General features: G+C 72.1%; 11 protein-coding genes and 1 riboswitch. Of the genes, 7 read left to right on the top strand and 4 right to left on the bottom strand.

Going from position 1 to position 14,893, the window contains the following annotated elements; all coding sequences use genetic code 11:
- Positions 1-3 precede the first annotated feature (3 nt).
- Positions 4-1,392, top strand: coding sequence for a patatin-like phospholipase family protein (locus V5O49_RS03120; RefSeq protein WP_332900947.1), 1,389 nt, complete (start codon positions 4-6; stop codon positions 1,390-1,392).
- A gap of 43 nt (positions 1,393-1,435) precedes the next feature.
- Here V5O49_RS03120 and V5O49_RS03125 read toward each other — a convergent pair whose 3' ends face one another.
- The gene (locus tag V5O49_RS03125) at positions 1,436-1,654 is read right to left on the bottom strand and encodes a DUF2180 family protein (protein WP_278235865.1); all 219 of its coding nucleotides are present in this window, start codon (positions 1,652-1,654) and stop codon (positions 1,436-1,438) included.
- A gap of 191 nt (positions 1,655-1,845) precedes the next feature.
- Here V5O49_RS03125 and gtfA point away from each other — a divergent pair, with 191 nt between their 5' ends.
- Positions 1,846-3,378, top strand: coding sequence for a sucrose phosphorylase (gene gtfA / locus V5O49_RS03130; RefSeq protein ID WP_332900948.1), 1,533 nt, complete (start codon positions 1,846-1,848; stop codon positions 3,376-3,378).
- A 13-nt stretch (positions 3,379-3,391) separates the two neighbouring features.
- Here gtfA and V5O49_RS03135 read toward each other — a convergent pair whose 3' ends face one another.
- From V5O49_RS03135 to V5O49_RS03145, 3 genes are all read right to left on the bottom strand, one after another.
- On the bottom strand, positions 3,392-4,333 hold the full coding sequence (locus V5O49_RS03135) for a M15 family metallopeptidase (RefSeq protein WP_332900949.1): 942 nt from the start codon (positions 4,331-4,333) through the stop codon (positions 3,392-3,394).
- 87 nt (positions 4,334-4,420) lie between these two features.
- Positions 4,421-4,523, bottom strand: a riboswitch (cyclic di-AMP (ydaO/yuaA leader).
- 125 nt (positions 4,524-4,648) lie between these two features.
- Complete coding sequence (locus tag V5O49_RS03140) at positions 4,649-5,635, bottom strand: SDR family NAD(P)-dependent oxidoreductase (protein ID WP_332900950.1); 987 nt, start codon at positions 5,633-5,635, stop codon at positions 4,649-4,651.
- Between the two features lie 7 nt (positions 5,636-5,642).
- A complete protein-coding gene (locus V5O49_RS03145; protein ID WP_332900951.1) occupies positions 5,643-6,755 on the bottom strand; it encodes a LacI family DNA-binding transcriptional regulator in 1,113 nt (370 codons plus the stop codon).
- A 184-nt stretch (positions 6,756-6,939) separates the two neighbouring features.
- Here V5O49_RS03145 and V5O49_RS03150 point away from each other — a divergent pair, with 184 nt between their 5' ends.
- The 5 genes from V5O49_RS03150 (at position 6,940) to V5O49_RS03170 (ending at position 14,865) form a co-directional block, all read left to right on the top strand.
- Complete coding sequence (locus V5O49_RS03150) at positions 6,940-9,075, top strand: beta-galactosidase (RefSeq protein ID WP_332900952.1); 2,136 nt, start codon at positions 6,940-6,942, stop codon at positions 9,073-9,075.
- Positions 9,072-9,998: a carbohydrate ABC transporter permease gene (locus V5O49_RS03155; protein WP_278235849.1), complete on the top strand. Its 927-nt coding sequence runs from the start codon at positions 9,072-9,074 to the stop codon at positions 9,996-9,998. Before V5O49_RS03150 ends, V5O49_RS03155 begins: the two co-directional genes overlap by 4 nt.
- Positions 9,998-10,897 (top strand): carbohydrate ABC transporter permease, encoded by a 900-nt coding sequence (locus tag V5O49_RS03160; protein WP_332900953.1) that lies wholly within the window; start codon positions 9,998-10,000, stop codon positions 10,895-10,897. Before V5O49_RS03155 ends, V5O49_RS03160 begins: the two co-directional genes overlap by 1 nt.
- 67 nt (positions 10,898-10,964) lie before the next feature.
- Positions 10,965-12,329 (top strand): ABC transporter substrate-binding protein, encoded by a 1,365-nt coding sequence (locus V5O49_RS03165; protein WP_332900954.1) that lies wholly within the window; start codon positions 10,965-10,967, stop codon positions 12,327-12,329.
- A gap of 121 nt (positions 12,330-12,450) precedes the next feature.
- Positions 12,451-14,865, top strand: coding sequence for an RICIN domain-containing protein (locus V5O49_RS03170; protein WP_332900955.1), 2,415 nt, complete (start codon positions 12,451-12,453; stop codon positions 14,863-14,865).
- Positions 14,866-14,893: the final 28 nt, after the last annotated feature.

Below are 14,893 nucleotides of genomic sequence, written 5' to 3' on the forward strand. Positions count from 1 at the left end.
CCGATGAACCAGCACATCGGGGTCGCGATCTCCGGCGGCGGGCACCGCGCCACGGCCTGGGGCCTCGGCACGTTGCTCTACCTGGTCGACAGCGGCAAGAACGAGGAGGTCTCCGCGATCTCCTCGGTGTCCGGCGGATCGATCGCCAACGGCGTCGTGGCGCAGGAGACCGACTACACGACCACCGACCCGTCCGGCTTCGACCGCAGCATCAGGCGGCTGGTGCGGCACCTCGCCGACACCGGCCTCTTCTTCTGGGGTCCGCCCACCAACGCCTACCTGCTGTCGGTGTTCGCCGGGGTCGGTGCCGCCCTGGCCACCCTGCTGTCCGGCGTCGTGTTCGCGTTCCTCGACGGCCTGTCGTGGAGGTCAGGTCTCACGCTGCTCGCCGGGAGCGTGCTCCTGGGGCTCACCGCCCGCTGGTTCGAGCGCCGCTCGCACGTCCTCGACCGCGCGCTGGCCCGGACCCACTTCCACCGGGACGGGAGGTCGACCCGGCTGGAGGACGTCGACCGGCCCCTCGACCACGTGGTGTGCGCGACGGAGCTGCAGTCGGCCGAGCACCTCTACCTCACGCCCCGGTTCCTCTACTCCTACCGGCTGGGCACCGGCTCGCCGAACGGCATGCGACTGTCCACCGCCGTCCAGGCGTCCCTGAGCATGCCCGGCGCCTTCACCCCGCGGAGGCTGCCGACGGCACCCTACGGCTTCCACGGCGGCCCGAAGGACGGGGGAGTCGCCGAGGACTTCCTGCTCACGGACGGCGGCGTGTACGACAACCTGGCCGACCAGTGGCCCGACGGGCTCGAGACCCGCCTGGAGCGCTCGCCGGACCTGCCCGTCGTGGGTCGCACCATCGACGAGCTCGTCGTCGTCAACGCCACCACCGCGCTGGACTGGAGGCGGCTGCGGTACGCCCGCCGGTTCCTGGTCGGAGAGCTGTTCACCCTGCTGCGGTCCAGCAGCGTCATGTACCAGGTGCCCACCGAACGGCGTCAGCGCGGCCTGGTCCACAACTGGGTCGAGTGCGAGCGCACCGGCCGGGGGCAGCGGGGAGCGATCGTCCAGATCCAGCAGTCCCCGTACCGGATCGCCGACGCCTTCCTGACGAAGGGCGACGAGGACCGGGCCCGACGTGCCCGCGCCGTGCTCGACCTGCTCGGCGACGACGACGAGTCGCGCCGGGCCTGGCGGGACCGGGCGGAGGCCGACGCGGCGGTGCCCACCGTGCTGCGTCGTCTCGGCAGGACGGCGACGGTCGACCTGCTCGAGCACTCCTACGTGCTCGCGATGTGCAACCTGCACGTCCTGCACGGGTACCCGCTCCTCGAGCTGCCGGGGCGCGAGCGGTTCTCGCGTCTCCTCGAGGAGGAGCAGGCGTCGACGGCCTAGATCGCGGCGGCCGAGCGTGTCGTGAAGCGTGTCGTGACCCGCGTCAGGCCCCGACCTGCTTGGCTGACGCGGGTGCGCAGGTCGTGCAGAACATCCGCCGTCCGAGGTCCAGCTCGCTGGGCGCTCCGGGGGAGTAGTCGACCTCCTCGTGCGCGTGGGCGACCCGGGTGTGCCGGACGCACGAGGCGGCTCCGCACTGCGAGCACACGGTGACCGCGGGCGTCGTGGTCTGCTGGTCGGTGGCACATTCGAAGCAGTTCATGGGGCATCTCCTGACAGGCGTGCAGCGCGGCTCCGTCGCGCTCGCGGCCGGCCGTCCGGGAGGGGCCGGCCCTTCCAGTCTGGCACCGCGCGGGGGACACGCACGGGGGCCGTACGACGAGCAGGTCCCCGGTCGCCGCCGCATCATGGCGGGGAAGGAGCAGTCCGGCCGACCCGAGGGAGGGCGTGCCCATGGCCACGCAGGACCAGGTCCAGCTCATCGCCTATGCCGACAGGCTCGGCGGTGACCTGCGCGGGCTGGCCGGCTTCCTGCGGCGCGAGGAGGTCGCCGGCGCGTTCGGCGGCGTGCACGTCCTGCCGTTCTACACGCCGTTCGACGGCGCGGACGCGGGCTTCGACCCGATCGACCACACCGCCGTCGACCCGCGGCTGGGCACGTGGGACGACGTGCGCGAGCTGGCGCGCACGCACGACGTGATGGTCGACCTCATCGTCAACCACGTGTCCGCGGACTCGGCCGCGTTCCTCGACGTCGTCGCCCGTGGCGACGCCTCGCCGTGGGCGCCGATGTTCCTGACGATGTCGTCGGTGTTCCCCGACGGCGCGCGGGAGGAGGAGCTCGCCCGCATCTACCGGCCCCGACCCGGGCTCCCGTTCACGGCGATCCGTCTCGGGGACCGGCTGCGGTACGTGTGGACGACGTTCACGCCCCAGCAGATCGACGTCGACGTCACCTCGGAGCTGGGCCGCGAGTACCTCACCTCGATCCTCGACGCCGCGGCCGGCGCGGGCGTCCGGCTCGTCCGGCTCGACGCCGTCGGCTACGCGGTCAAGACGCCGGGCACCACGTGCTTCATGACGCCCGAGACGTTCGACTTCATCGCGGACTTCGCCGCGCAGGCGCGCGAGCGCGGTGTCGACCTGCTGGTCGAGGTGCACTCGTACTACCGGCGCCAGGTCGAGATCGCCCGCGAGGTCGACCTCGTCTACGACTTCGCCCTGCCGCCGCTGGTGCTGCACGCCCTGTACACGGGCGACGGCACGGCGCTCGTGGACTGGCTGCGCGAGCGTCCGCGCAACGCGGTCACGGTGCTCGACACGCACGACGGCATCGGGGTGATCGACGTCGGACCGGACCAGACGGTCGCCCCGGGCGAGGCCGAGCGGCCGGGGCTCCTCACGCCGGAGCAGATCGACGCGCTCGTGGAGGGCATCCACGAGCGCACCGGTGGCGCGTCGGCCCGCGCGACCGGCGCCGCGGCGTCGAACCTCGACCTGTATCAGGTGAACTCGACGTTCTACGACGCGCTCGGCCGCGACGACGCCCGGTACCTCGCCGCGCGGTCGATCCAGCTCTTCACCCCGGGGATCGCGCAGGTCTACTACGTCGGCCTGCTGGCGGGCCAGAACGACGTCGAGCTGCTGGAGCGGACCGGAGTGGGCCGGGACGTCAACCGGCACCACTACACAACCGCCGAGGTCGACGCCGCCCTGGCCACCCCGCTGGTCCAGCGCCTGCTCGCGCTGTGCCGCTTCCGCAGCACCTTCCCCGCGTTCGACGGCGACGTGGACACCGCCCTCGACGGGTCCCGCCTCACGATGGAGCGCCGTGGCGCCGAGGTGCCCGACGCCGTCGCCCGCCTCGAGGTGGACCTGGCCTCCGGCGCGGGATCGCTGCACTGGTCCGACGGCGCTGCCCCGGAGACCGTCGTCGACCTCGCGGGCTTCGTGCCCGAGGACGTCGTCGTGCCCGTGCGGCGCTGAGCCGCGGTCGGGCTCAGCCCATCTGCGCGACGGCGGCGGTGAACTCCCAGTGCCACGGCTCGTACTTCGAGCCGCCCGGTCGTGCCCAGGCCGGGTTGTCCCAGCCGTAGGCCGGGGCGTTGGCCCGGAGCCAGTCGTAGCGGCTGCCGGCGTACGAGTCCGGGCAGATGTCCACGGCCAGACCCCAGCCGTGGTTCGACGTGCCGGGAGGGGCCGCCAGGGAGCCCTTCGCCGCGCGGGTCGAGACCTGCAGGGCGTAGCTGCGGTAGCCGTCGGTGATGCACATGTTCTCGCCGAAGGTCGCGCGGTAGGACTCGTTGAGCCGGGCGAGGGCCACGGCCGCGTCGGCGCGGACCAGGGTCTTGCCGTCCCACAGGGTGCACATCTCGCTGGAGGAGATGTAGCCGTTGGACCCGGCCCCGGTGGCGTAGCCGTCGCATCCCGGCAGGACCGGGGGCTCGGGCGCGGACTCGACGTCGAGCGACACCGTCTCGCCGGACATCGTGGCGTCGCTCGGGACGACGATGCCGCCGGCGGCCTGCGGCGCCGTGCGCGCGGTGCGCGCTCCGCTGCGGGACGCGCCCTGCTCCCGGTCGACCAGCACGGCCTGGCGGGCGGCGGCCACGACGGCGGCGGTGTCCCGCTTCGTGTCGGCGGCGTTGGGCGCGTCCGGGGTGGCCCGGATGCCGGAGGGCGCGGTGTCCGGCGCGGCCGAGCGCGCCGGCTGCGACGTCCCGTCCGCCACGGCCATGCCCGTCGTGGTGGCCATCGTGACGGCGATCCCGATGCCGATGCTCAGCGGCCAGCTCGTGGGCGCGAGGGAGGACCAGGTCGGTCCGGAGCGACGTCGTCGGTCCGCGGAGGAGGCAACGTGCCGACCCGGGCCGCGGGGCGAGGTCCGGGTCGCGGTGGGGGTGGTGGTGCGGGGCAGAGGCGTGTCGCGGGCGTGCCTCATCGCCGTCCCCGGCGGCGGTGCAGCGGTGCGTCGGGCCGGGGTGGTGCAGGGGTGGTGCAGGGCATCGTCGGCATCTCCTCGCGCCTGCGGGGTTAGCTGTCGGGTTCGGGTCGGAGACTGACCCGGTCGGCAGGTCTCCCTGCGCGGCTTCACCCCGAGGACACGTCCGTGCCCGAGAGTGGGTCCCCCGTCCCTGTCGTCGTTCTCGCCGGTGGTCCGGGGCGGTGACAGGGCTCGGCGCCCGCTCCGGAGACCCCACGCTGCCGTGAGGCTGCCTGGACCCTATCCCCCCAGGCCACCGATGTCACGGAACGATCACGGACGTCGCACGGAGGCGGCCGCGGCCAGCAGGGCGTCGCGCGGGGGGATGTACTCGAAGCCGAGCCTGCGCGGGGCGTCGGAGCCGTCCACGTCGGGGTTGAGGCCGAGGCCCTGGGCCGCGGTCCGCATCAGCGGCACCACGCGGGCCAGGCCGCGGATCAGCCAGTCCGGGGCGACGCGGCGGGCGATCTTCGCGTCCGGGTAGGCCCGGCGGAGCACCTCCGCCATCTCGGGGATCGACAGCACGCCGGCGTTCGCCGGGAACCGCTGCCCGACGGTGCCGTCGTCGGCCATCGCCCGGACGTGGACGCGCGCCACGTCGCGGACGTCGACGACGGGCATGCTCATCCGCGGGAGCAACGGCATCGCGCCGCTGACGAGCTGCTCGACGGTCTCCAGGGAGGACCCGTAGTGCTCGTCCATCGCGGGCCCGAACACCATGCCGGGGTTGATCACGGTCAGCCGCATCTCCGGGTGCTCGTCCACGAACCGCCACGCCGCCCGCTCGGCGAGCGTCTTGGACGCCTCGTACGCCGACGTCTTCGGCCCGTCGGCCTCGGTCCAGTCCTCCCGGGTCTTGCGCCGCGACCACTGGTGGTCGGCGGGCTTGTAGATCGCACCGCACGTCGAGGTCAGCACCACACGGTGCACCCCGGCAGCCCGTGCCGCGCGCAGGGCGCGCAGGGTCCCGTCCACCGCGGGGCGGACGAGGTCCTCAGGGTCCCGGGGCGGGGCGGCCGGGAAGGGGGAGGCGGTGTGGATCAGGACGTCGACCCCGGCCAGGGCTTCGTCCCACCCGTCGTCGGAGGTGAGGTCCAGCTCGACGAACTCGATCCCGGTGCCGGGGAAGAGTGCCTCGACCTGGGCGCGCCGACGCTCCGAGCGGACGCTGGCGCGGACGGTGTGCCCGGCGTCGAGCAGCTCGCGCACGACGTGCTTGGCGATGAAGCCGGAGGCTCCGGTGACCAGGACGGTGGACATCTGGCTCCTACCGTGCGGGTCCGGTGGACTCCCGGACCACGAGCTCGGAGTGCGGGGTGATGGACCGCACGGGGGGCCGCCCGTCGATCTGGGCGAGGAGCCCGTCGACGATGTTGCGGCCCTGGGCCGCGAAGTCGACCCGGAGCGTGGTCAGGGGCGGGGCGAAGTAGGCGGCGTCGGGGATGTCGTCGACGCCGGTGACGCTGACGTCGCCGGGGACGGAAAGGCCCCGTCGGCGCAGCGCGAGCATCGCGCCCAGCGCCATCTGGTCGTTGGCCGCCACGATGGCGGTCGCGTCGAGATCCTCCCCGAGGGCGGCGACGGCGTCGTGCCCGGACCGGGCGGTCCAGTCCCCGGGCAGGACGCCGGCGGACCGCAGCCCCCGGGCGGCGACGGCTTCCTCGTAGGCCTGGGTGCGGTTGCGCGCGGCCGGCCAGGTGGCGGGTCCGGCGATGTGCAGGAACGACCGGTGGCCCAGCCCGGCCAGGTGGTCGACGAGAGCGGGGAAGCCGATCCCGGTGAGCTCGGAGTGCTCGGTGGGGGTCTCGTCGGGCTCGCCGCCGAGGTAGACGGGGACGGTGAACTTCGCCGCCTCGATGGCGCGCGTCATCGCGTCGGTCGAGGTCAGCGCCAGGATGCCGGCGAGGTCGTGCTGCCGGAGCATCTTGAGCGTGTCCCGGATCGAGCGCGGATCGCTCATGTCGAGCGTGAAGATGTCCAGCACGTAGCCGGCCCGGCGGGCCGCGGCGGCGGCACCCTGGGCGATGTTGCTCGGCCCGTGCTTGTCGATCTCGTGGGTGAGGGCGCCGATGCGGTGGGAGCGGCCGGTCGTCAGGGACCGTGCCGTGAGGTTGGGCCGGTAGTCGAGCTCTTCCAGCGCCGCGACGACGCGGTCCCGGGTCGCCGGACGGATGCCCTCGTACCCGCGCAGGTAGCGGGTCACCGTCTGGTGCGAGACGCCGGCGGCCTTGGCGACGTCGTAGATCGTGGGGGGCTTGTCGCTGCCCGGCGCGGAGGCGCGCTGCAGGGTCGACAGCGCGGGCCGCCGGGGGCGTCCGGGCAGCTCGCCGCCGACGTCGTCGCCGGTCGGAGCGTCGTCCACCGTCGTGTGCGGGTCCATCGACGCTCCTTCGGCGTGCTCGAGATCGATCCAGCCAGAGTAGCTCTGGCGCGGAGACGGGTTGACTCACCGCCATGTTACCGGCAACAATCCGATAACGACGCTATGTTGCCGACAACATCAGGCCCTAGAGTCGCTCGTACGTCACCGCCGACTGCAGCACAGACAACGGAGTACCTGACCGATGGACCCACGCCCCGCGCCCTCGCTCCCGACCGGAGCGCTGTTCGGCGTCGCCTACTACCCGGAGTACCACCAGCGCGACCGGATGATCGAGGACCTCGACCTCATGGTGCAGGCGTCGATCACCGTGATCCGCGTCGGCGAGTCGGTCTGGTCCACCTGGGAGCCGGAGGACGGCCGCTTCGAGCTCGAGTGGCTGGCCCCGGTGCTGGACGCCGCGCACGAGCGGGGGATCGCCGTCGTCCTCGGGACGCCGACCTACGCGGTCCCGCCGTGGCTGCAGACGGCGCACCCCGAGATCGCGGGGGAGCGCCGCACCGGCGAGCCCATCCCGTGGGGCGCCAGGCAGGAGGTCGACTACACCAACCCGACGTTCCGCCACTACGCCGAGCGGATCGTCCGCCGCATCACCGCGCGGTACGCCGACCACCCGGCCGTGATCGGCTACCAGGTGGACAACGAGCCGGGCCTGGAGCTCTTCCACAACCACAGCGTGTTCACGCGGTTCGTCCGGTCGCTCAAGCGGCAGTACGGCGACGTCGGGACGCTCAACCGCGAGTGGGGACTGACCTACTGGTCGCACCGCCTCGCGGACTGGAGCGAGCTGTGGCGGCCCGACGGCAACTCGTTCCCCCAGTACGACCTGGCGTGGCGACGGTTCCAGGCCGAGCAGACCTCGGAGTTCATCGCCTGGCAGGCGGGCATCGTCCGCGAGTACGCCCGGCCCGAGCAGTTCGTCACCACGTGCCTGCAGTACCCGCGCCGGGGCCTCGACGACCGCGGGCTCTTCACCTCGCTCGACGTTACCGCCGGCAACCCGTACTACGGGATGCAGGACCGGCTCGACGCCTCGGTGGAGAAGTCCGCGCCGAACTACTGGACCACCACCGGTGTCGCCGGGCTCTTCCGGCAGGCCGACCGGCTCTACTCCTCCCAGCAGGACCGCTACCTCGTCACCGAGACCAACGCCCAGGCCATCGACGACGCGTCGACCAACTTCCCGCCCTACCCGGGCCAGCTCAAGCAGGCCGCGATGGCGTTCGTCTCCCGCGGTGCCGCGATGATCGAGTACTGGCACTGGCACACGCTGCCCTACGGGGCCGAGACCTACTGGGGCGGTGTGCTCCCGCACAGCCTCGTCCCCGGGCGCGTCTACGACGAGGTGTCCGAGATCGGCGCCGAGCTGCGCGAGATCTCGCCGCTGCTCGACGGCTACGAGCCGGACGCCGACGTCGCGGTGCTGTGGTCGAACCCGAGCCGGTACGCGTTGCAGTACATGCCGCCCTTCACGATCGGCGGCACGCCGGACGACGAGTCGTTCGAGCACGTCTTCGACGCCTTCCACGCCGCCGTCGTCGAGACCGGCCGCCAGGCCCGGGTGCTGCACCTGGAGCAGGCCCTCGAGCGCGGCGCGGTCGAGATGGCGCGCCGGTTCCCCGTGCTGGTCGCCGCCGGCCTGTACGTCACGACCGACGCCGAGCTGGCCTTCCTGCGCGAGTACGCCGAGCACGGCGGCCACCTCGTGCTCGGCGTGCGCACCGGGTACGCCGACGACGAGGCCCGGGCCCGGGTCGACGTCGCCCCGCCGGGGCTCGCGGCCGCCGCCGGCGCCTCCTACGAGGAGTTCTCGAACCTGGAGGACGAGGTCACCGTCATCGGGTCCGACGAGCTCCCCCTCCCGCTCTCGGCGATCGGCCGGTACTGGGTCGAGTGCCTGCGGCCCGACGGCGCGACGACGCTCGCGACGTACGCGCACCCCCGGTTCGGCGACTTCGCCGCCGTGACCACCCACGAGCACGGCGCCGGCCGCGTGACGACGGTGGGCTGCGTGCCCGGCCGCGACCTGGCACGCGCCGTCGTCGAGCTCGTCGACCCGCGACCGGACGACGGCGCCACGACCGCGACGCTGCCGGTCACCGTCGCGTCGGGAACGGTGCGGGACGGGCGGCGGGTCCGTTTCGCCTTCAACTGGAGCTGGGACCGGACCACCGTCGTGCTCGACGAGGACGTCGTCGAACCGGTCGGCGGCACGCGCTACCCGGCCGGCAAGGAGCTGGACCTCGAGCCGTGGGGCTGCCGGGTCTTCGTCTCCGACGGTCCCTCCGACCAGCCGCACCACCCGGGAGACGTCCGATGACCACGCTCACCCCCCCGAGGGTGACCCCGGCACGGGTCACCCAGGAGATCCGCACACCGAAGCGGCGTTGGACCGGTTGGCAGTTCACCTGGCCGTTCGCCGCCGTGTTCGTCGTCGCGTTCATCGCGCCGCTGCTCTACGCCCTGTGGCTCAGCCTCTTCCAGAACCAGCTCGTCGGCGGCAACGCGTTCGTCGGCCTCGACAACTACGTCCTGGCGTTCAACGACCCGGCCTTCTGGGCGGGCTTCGGGCGTGTCTTCCTGTTCCTGCTCGTGCAGGTCCCGATCATGCTGCTGCTCGCCCTCGCGGCCGCCCTCGCGATCGACAGCGCACGGCTGTACGCGACCGGGTTCTTCCGCATCGTGATCTTCCTGCCGTACGCCGTGCCCGCCGTCGTCGCCGTGCTCATGTGGGGCTTCATCTACGGCGACAACTTCGGCCTCACCGCGAGCATCAACGACTGGCTCGGCAGCGACGTGCTGGCGCCGTTCGCCCCGCAGTGGATGCTCGTCTCGATCGGCAACATCGTGACCTGGGAGTTCGTCGGCTACAACATGGTGATCTTCTACTCGGCGCTCAAGACGATCCCCACGGACCTCTACGAGGCGGCCGAGATCGACGGGGCCCGGGGCTGGCAGGTCATCAAGGCCATCAAGCTCCCCGCCGCCCGCGGCGCGATCGTCATCGCCACGATCTTCTCGATCATCGGCAGCTTCCAGCTCTTCAACGAGCCGAACGTGCTGCAGCCGCTGGCCAACAACGTCATCACCAGCTCGTACACCCCGAACATGTACGCCTACTCGCTGTCCTTCGCCGGCCAGCAGTACAACTACTCCGCCACCGTCGCCATCATCATGGGCGTCATCACCGCGGCCATCGCCTACGTGGTGCAGCTGCGCGGTTCCCGGAAGGAGGACCGCTGATGGTCCGGCCACGCACGATCAACCCGCGGGTCCGCCGTCGGGCCTTCTCGATCACCCGGCCGCCGAAGTCCACGGCCCTGACCCTGGTCATGGTCCTCTTCCTGTTCTACGCACTGGTGCCGCTGGTGTGGCTGTTCATCAACGCCACGAAGACGCAGGGCGACCTGTTCTCGTCGTTCGGCCTGGCGTTCGGCGACTCGTTCGCGCTGTGGGACAACGTCGCGGCGACGTTCACCTACGACGACGGGATCTACCTCCGCTGGCTCGGCAACACGCTGCTGTACGTCGTCGTCGGCGCCGGCGGGGCGACCCTGCTGGCCACGCTCGCCGGCTACGGGCTCGCGAGGTTCCGCTTCCCCGGGCGCAGCGCCTACTTCGCCGTCGTGCTCGGAGCGGTGGCCGTGCCCGGCACGGCGCTCGCGGTGCCGACGTTCCTGCTGTTCAGCCAGCTGGGGCTGACCAACACGCCCTGGTCGATCATCATCCCGTCGCTGATCAGCCCGTTCGGCCTCTACCTGATCTGGGTCTACACGATCGACTCGGTCCCGACCGAGCTGCTCGAGGCGGCCCGGCTCGACGGCGCCACCGAGATGCGGACGTTCTTCACCGTCTCGATCCGGCTGCTCACGCCGGGCATCGTGACGGTGGCGCTGTTCACCATCGTGGCGACCTGGAACAACTACTTCCTGCCCCTGATCATGCTCAGCGACCCGCAGTGGTTCCCGCTGACGGTGGGGCTCAACCAGTGGAGCTCGCAGGCCGCCGGTGTCGCGGCCGAGCCCATCTTCAACCTGGTGATCACCGGCTCGCTCGTCGCGATCGTGCCGATCATCGCCGTCTTCCTCTTCCTGCAGCGCTTCTGGCAGTCCGGCCTGAGCGCCGGGAGCGTCAAGCAGTAGACCTCAGCACGACCACGGCGGGCGCCACCGTCGGCGTCCGGCACGACGAAGTGACCAAGGAGCAACCATGCGCACCACCATCCGCCCACAGGCTCGCCGAGCCTCCGCCGCCGTCGCCGCCGGCCTCCTCGCAGCAGGCCTGCTCAGCGCCTGCGGAGGAGCCGAGACGGGGACCGACGCCGGATCCTCCGAGCCCGACCCCGAGGCCGCAGCCGACCTCGACGCCGCCCTCGAGGAGGGTGGCGAGCTGACCTACTGGACGTGGACGCCGTCCGGCGAGGACCAGGCCGCCGCGTTCATGGAGCAGTACCCGGACGTCACGGTCGAGGTGGTCAACGCCGGCACCGCGACGGACGAGTACACCAAGCTCCAGAACGCGATCGCGGCCGGCTCGGGAGCCCCCGACGTGGCGCAGATCGAGTACTACGCCCTGCAGCAGTTCGCGATCTCCGACAGCCTCGTGGACCTGAACACCCTGGGGCTCGGCAGCCTCGAGGACCAGTACACGGCCTCGACCTGGGCGCAGGTCAGCGTCGAGGGCGGCCTGTACGGCCTGCCGCAGGACTCCGGCCCACTGGTCCTGATGTACAACCAGGACATCTTCGACGAGCACGGCATCGAGGTGCCGACCACCTGGGACGAGTACGTGGCCGCCGCCGAGACGCTGCACGAGGCCGACCCGTCGACGTACATCACCAACGACGCCGGGGACCCCGGCTTCGTCCAGCCGCTCATCTGGCAGGCCGGCGGTCACCCGTACACCGTCGACGGCACGACCGTGAGCATCGACCTGCAGGACGAGGGCTCCCAGCGCTGGGCCGACATGTGGAACCAGATGCTCGAGCCGGGCCTGCTGGCCGACATCCCCACGTGGTCGGACGACTGGTGGAAGGCGCTGGGCAACGACACGCTCGCCACGATCGTCACCGGCGCCTGGATGCCGGGCATCCTCGAGGGCTCCGTGCCCGAGGGCGCCGGCAAGTGGCGGGTCGCCCCGATCCCGAGCTACGACGGTGACCCGACCACCGCGGAGAACGGCGGCAGCTCCCAGGCCGTCATCAAGCAGTCCGAGAACCCCGAGCTCGCGGCGGCGTTCGTGCGCTGGCTGAACAGCTCGGAGGAGAGCGTGGACGTGTTCCTCGAGTCCGGCGGCTTCCCGTCCACGACGGCGCACCTGAACGACCCGGAGTTCCTCGAGGCCGCGCCGGAGTACTTCGGTGGCCAGAAGATCAACGAGGTCCTCGTCGAGGCGTCCGAGAACGTGTCGACCGACTGGCAGTACCTGCCGTTCCAGGTCTACGCCAACAGCGTCTTCCCGGACACCGTGGGCCAGGCCTACACGCAGAAGAGCGACCTCAACGAGGGCCTCGTCGCCTGGCAGGACAACCTCGTCTCGTACGGCAGCTCCCAGGGCTTCACCGTCGAGCAGTGAGAGCTCCGCCCGGACCGGACTCCTCGCCGGTCCGGGCGGTCCCCGGGGTTCGACGACGAGCCCCGCCGATCCCGATCACCCCAACGGAGGGGATATGAGCAGGACGAGATCAGTCAGGACCGTGACCGCACTTCTCGCCGCGGCCGCCGTCGCCGCGCTCCCGGCCCTGGCGGCGCAGGGCTACGACCCGACCGGCGGGACCGTCTACGAGCTGGGCGACGAGCCGTGCCTGAAGGGCACCGGCAACTGCGCGATCTACCCGAAGTCCGTCCAGCTGCCGTCGGGGCGGCTCGTGATGGCCTTCGAGCGGTCGACCGTCGTGGCGGAGACCGGCAGCGCCGACGGGCAGACCATGCCGGTCTACGCGAGCGACGACCACGGCGAGTCGTGGCTGCCGCTGTCCGAGGTCGATCCTCCCGCCTACCTGAGCGACGACCCCGAGTACGACCCGTACATCAGCAACTGGACCAACCCCAACCTGTACGTGCTGCCCCAGGACGTCGGTGACCTCGCGGCCGGGACGCTGCTGCTGGCCAGCGTCGTCTCCGGCGACGACCACTACTTCCTCGAGCAGAAGGCCGCGGACCCCTCGTGGGTGCCGGACAACGACGGCGACCGGAGCGACCTGGCGATCGCGCTGTTCGCTTCGACCGACGAGGGCGCCTCGTGGGACGTCGTCGACATCGTCGCCCGGGGCGGGTGGCAGGGAGGCTCGGCCGGCGCGATCGGCGGCCGGATCTCCTCGGCCAACACCTTCGCGCAGGTCGACCCGGTGTGGGAGCCGCAGCTGATGGTGCACGACGGTCTGCTCGTCGCCTACTACTCCGACGAGAACGACTACCTCGGCTACGACCCCGCGACCGGCGTCGCGCAGGTCGACCCGGACAACGACACGGCGCCGGACTCGCACGGCCAGATCCTGGTCCACCGGACCTGGGACGGCGTCAGCGCCGAGTGGAGCGACCCGGTCGTGGACACCCCGGGGCTGACGGTCGACCGCGGGGCGGGCAAGACGCAGATCGGTGGCGGCCGGCCCGGCATGACGTACGTCGTGCCGACCAGCGACGACCAGTGGCTGATGACGTTCGAGTACTTCGGCGGCGGGACCGTCGCGCGCTACAAGATCGCCGACGACCCGCTCGCGTTCCACGCCGACGGGACGGCCGCCGGTGCCGGCATCGAAGGGCTGCCGGTGACCCCGGGGTCCGGCACCCTGGCTCCGGGCGGCAGCCCGGTGCTCGAGCGGTTGCCCGACGGCCGGATCCTGTACAACTCCTTCGGCAGCGGCAACATCTGGGTCAACGAGTCCGGGGCGAGCGACGGGACCTGGACGGAGCACCAGGCGCCCATCGGCACCGGCTACAGCCGGGCGCTGCAGTACGTCGAGGGCACCGGACGCGTCGCCATCCTCCAGGCCGTCTGGGGCGGCCCGACGAGCGGCGCCGTCGTCCGGCACGCCGAGGTCGACCTCGGCGACTCGGACGGGACCTACTACCGGCTGACCAACCGCGCCTCCGGCCAGGTGATCGGGACCGGCGGCAACACCACGGACGCGAACATCGGCAACGGGGACGTGCCGGACGTCGTCGCCGAGCCGCAGGACGCTGCCGCCGACACCCAGTACTGGCACGTCATGACGCGGCCCGACGGCGCGGAGACCTTCCTCAACAAGTCCGGCGGGCGGGCAGCCGCGGTGTGGACCGGGTTCCCCAGCGTGGGCCAGCGGGTCGGCCAGTGGGTCGACGACCAGGACACGGGCAGCTGGAACCTCGTCGAGACCGGCGACGGGGGCTACCGGATCCAGTCGGCGGGGGCGACCGACCTCTACCTGACCGCCCCGGCGGGGTCCGGCCCGGTGACGCTGCAGAACGCCACCGGGGACGACACCCAGGTGTGGGAGCTGACCCCGCTGGCCCCGACGGGTGAGGACCTGACGGGCGCGCACCTCTCGGAGAGCCTGATCGGTGCCGACCCGGCGGGCGCCGGGGCCGAGCTGCCGCTCGACGCCGCCGGGTTCGACCCGGCGGGCGACCCGCTGCGGGCGGACACGACGGGGCACGCCTACGTCCTCACGGACGCCGGCGTCACCTCCCTGGGTCCGGTCGAGCTCGACGCCGCGCAGCAGGGTGTCGTGACCCTTCCCGGCGACCTCGCCGCGGGCACGTCGTTCCGGGTCGCGGTGCTGACCGACGACGCCCCGGTCGTCTGGGACGAGGCGGTCGTCGGAGGTGACGTGTCCGAGCCGACGCTCCCGACGGAGGTGACGGTGAAGCCGCGGTGCATGGCGGGAACGGCGTACGTGGCGGTCCGCGTCCGGAACGTCGGCGACGTCGCGGTCGACGTCGAGGTCGTCACGCTGGCCGGCAGCACGACGTTCACCGACGTCGAGCCGGGCCGGCACGCGTACCAGTCGTTCTCGACGGGTGAGCCGTCGGTCCCGGCGAGCACCGTGACGGTCACGGCGTCGGCGCAGATCGCCGGCGACGAGGTCGTCACCACGCACGAGGAGCCCGTGGACCCGATCGGCTGCGGCTGACCGGCGTCGACGAGCCTTGGCACGGGTC

Origin of the sequence: Isoptericola haloaureus, assembly GCF_036689775.1 — a bacterium.
GTDB lineage: Bacteria > Actinomycetota > Actinomycetes > Actinomycetales > Cellulomonadaceae > Isoptericola > Isoptericola haloaureus.

Coding starts and splice junctions, on each gene's coding strand:
- V5O49_RS03120 (WP_332900947.1), top strand. CDS start 4: ATGAACCAGCACATCGGGGTCGCGATCTCCGGCGGCGGGCACCGCGCC.
- V5O49_RS03125 (WP_278235865.1), bottom strand. CDS start 1,654: ATGAACTGCTTCGAATGTGCCACCGACCAGCAGACCACGACGCCCGCG.
- gtfA (WP_332900948.1), top strand. CDS start 1,846: ATGGCCACGCAGGACCAGGTCCAGCTCATCGCCTATGCCGACAGGCTC.
- V5O49_RS03135 (WP_332900949.1), bottom strand. CDS start 4,333: ATGAGGCACGCCCGCGACACGCCTCTGCCCCGCACCACCACCCCCACC.
- V5O49_RS03140 (WP_332900950.1), bottom strand. CDS start 5,635: ATGTCCACCGTCCTGGTCACCGGAGCCTCCGGCTTCATCGCCAAGCAC.
- V5O49_RS03145 (WP_332900951.1), bottom strand. CDS start 6,755: ATGGACCCGCACACGACGGTGGACGACGCTCCGACCGGCGACGACGTC.
- V5O49_RS03150 (WP_332900952.1), top strand. CDS start 6,940: ATGGACCCACGCCCCGCGCCCTCGCTCCCGACCGGAGCGCTGTTCGGC.
- V5O49_RS03155 (WP_278235849.1), top strand. CDS start 9,072: ATGACCACGCTCACCCCCCCGAGGGTGACCCCGGCACGGGTCACCCAG.
- V5O49_RS03160 (WP_332900953.1), top strand. CDS start 9,998: ATGGTCCGGCCACGCACGATCAACCCGCGGGTCCGCCGTCGGGCCTTC.
- V5O49_RS03165 (WP_332900954.1), top strand. CDS start 10,965: ATGCGCACCACCATCCGCCCACAGGCTCGCCGAGCCTCCGCCGCCGTC.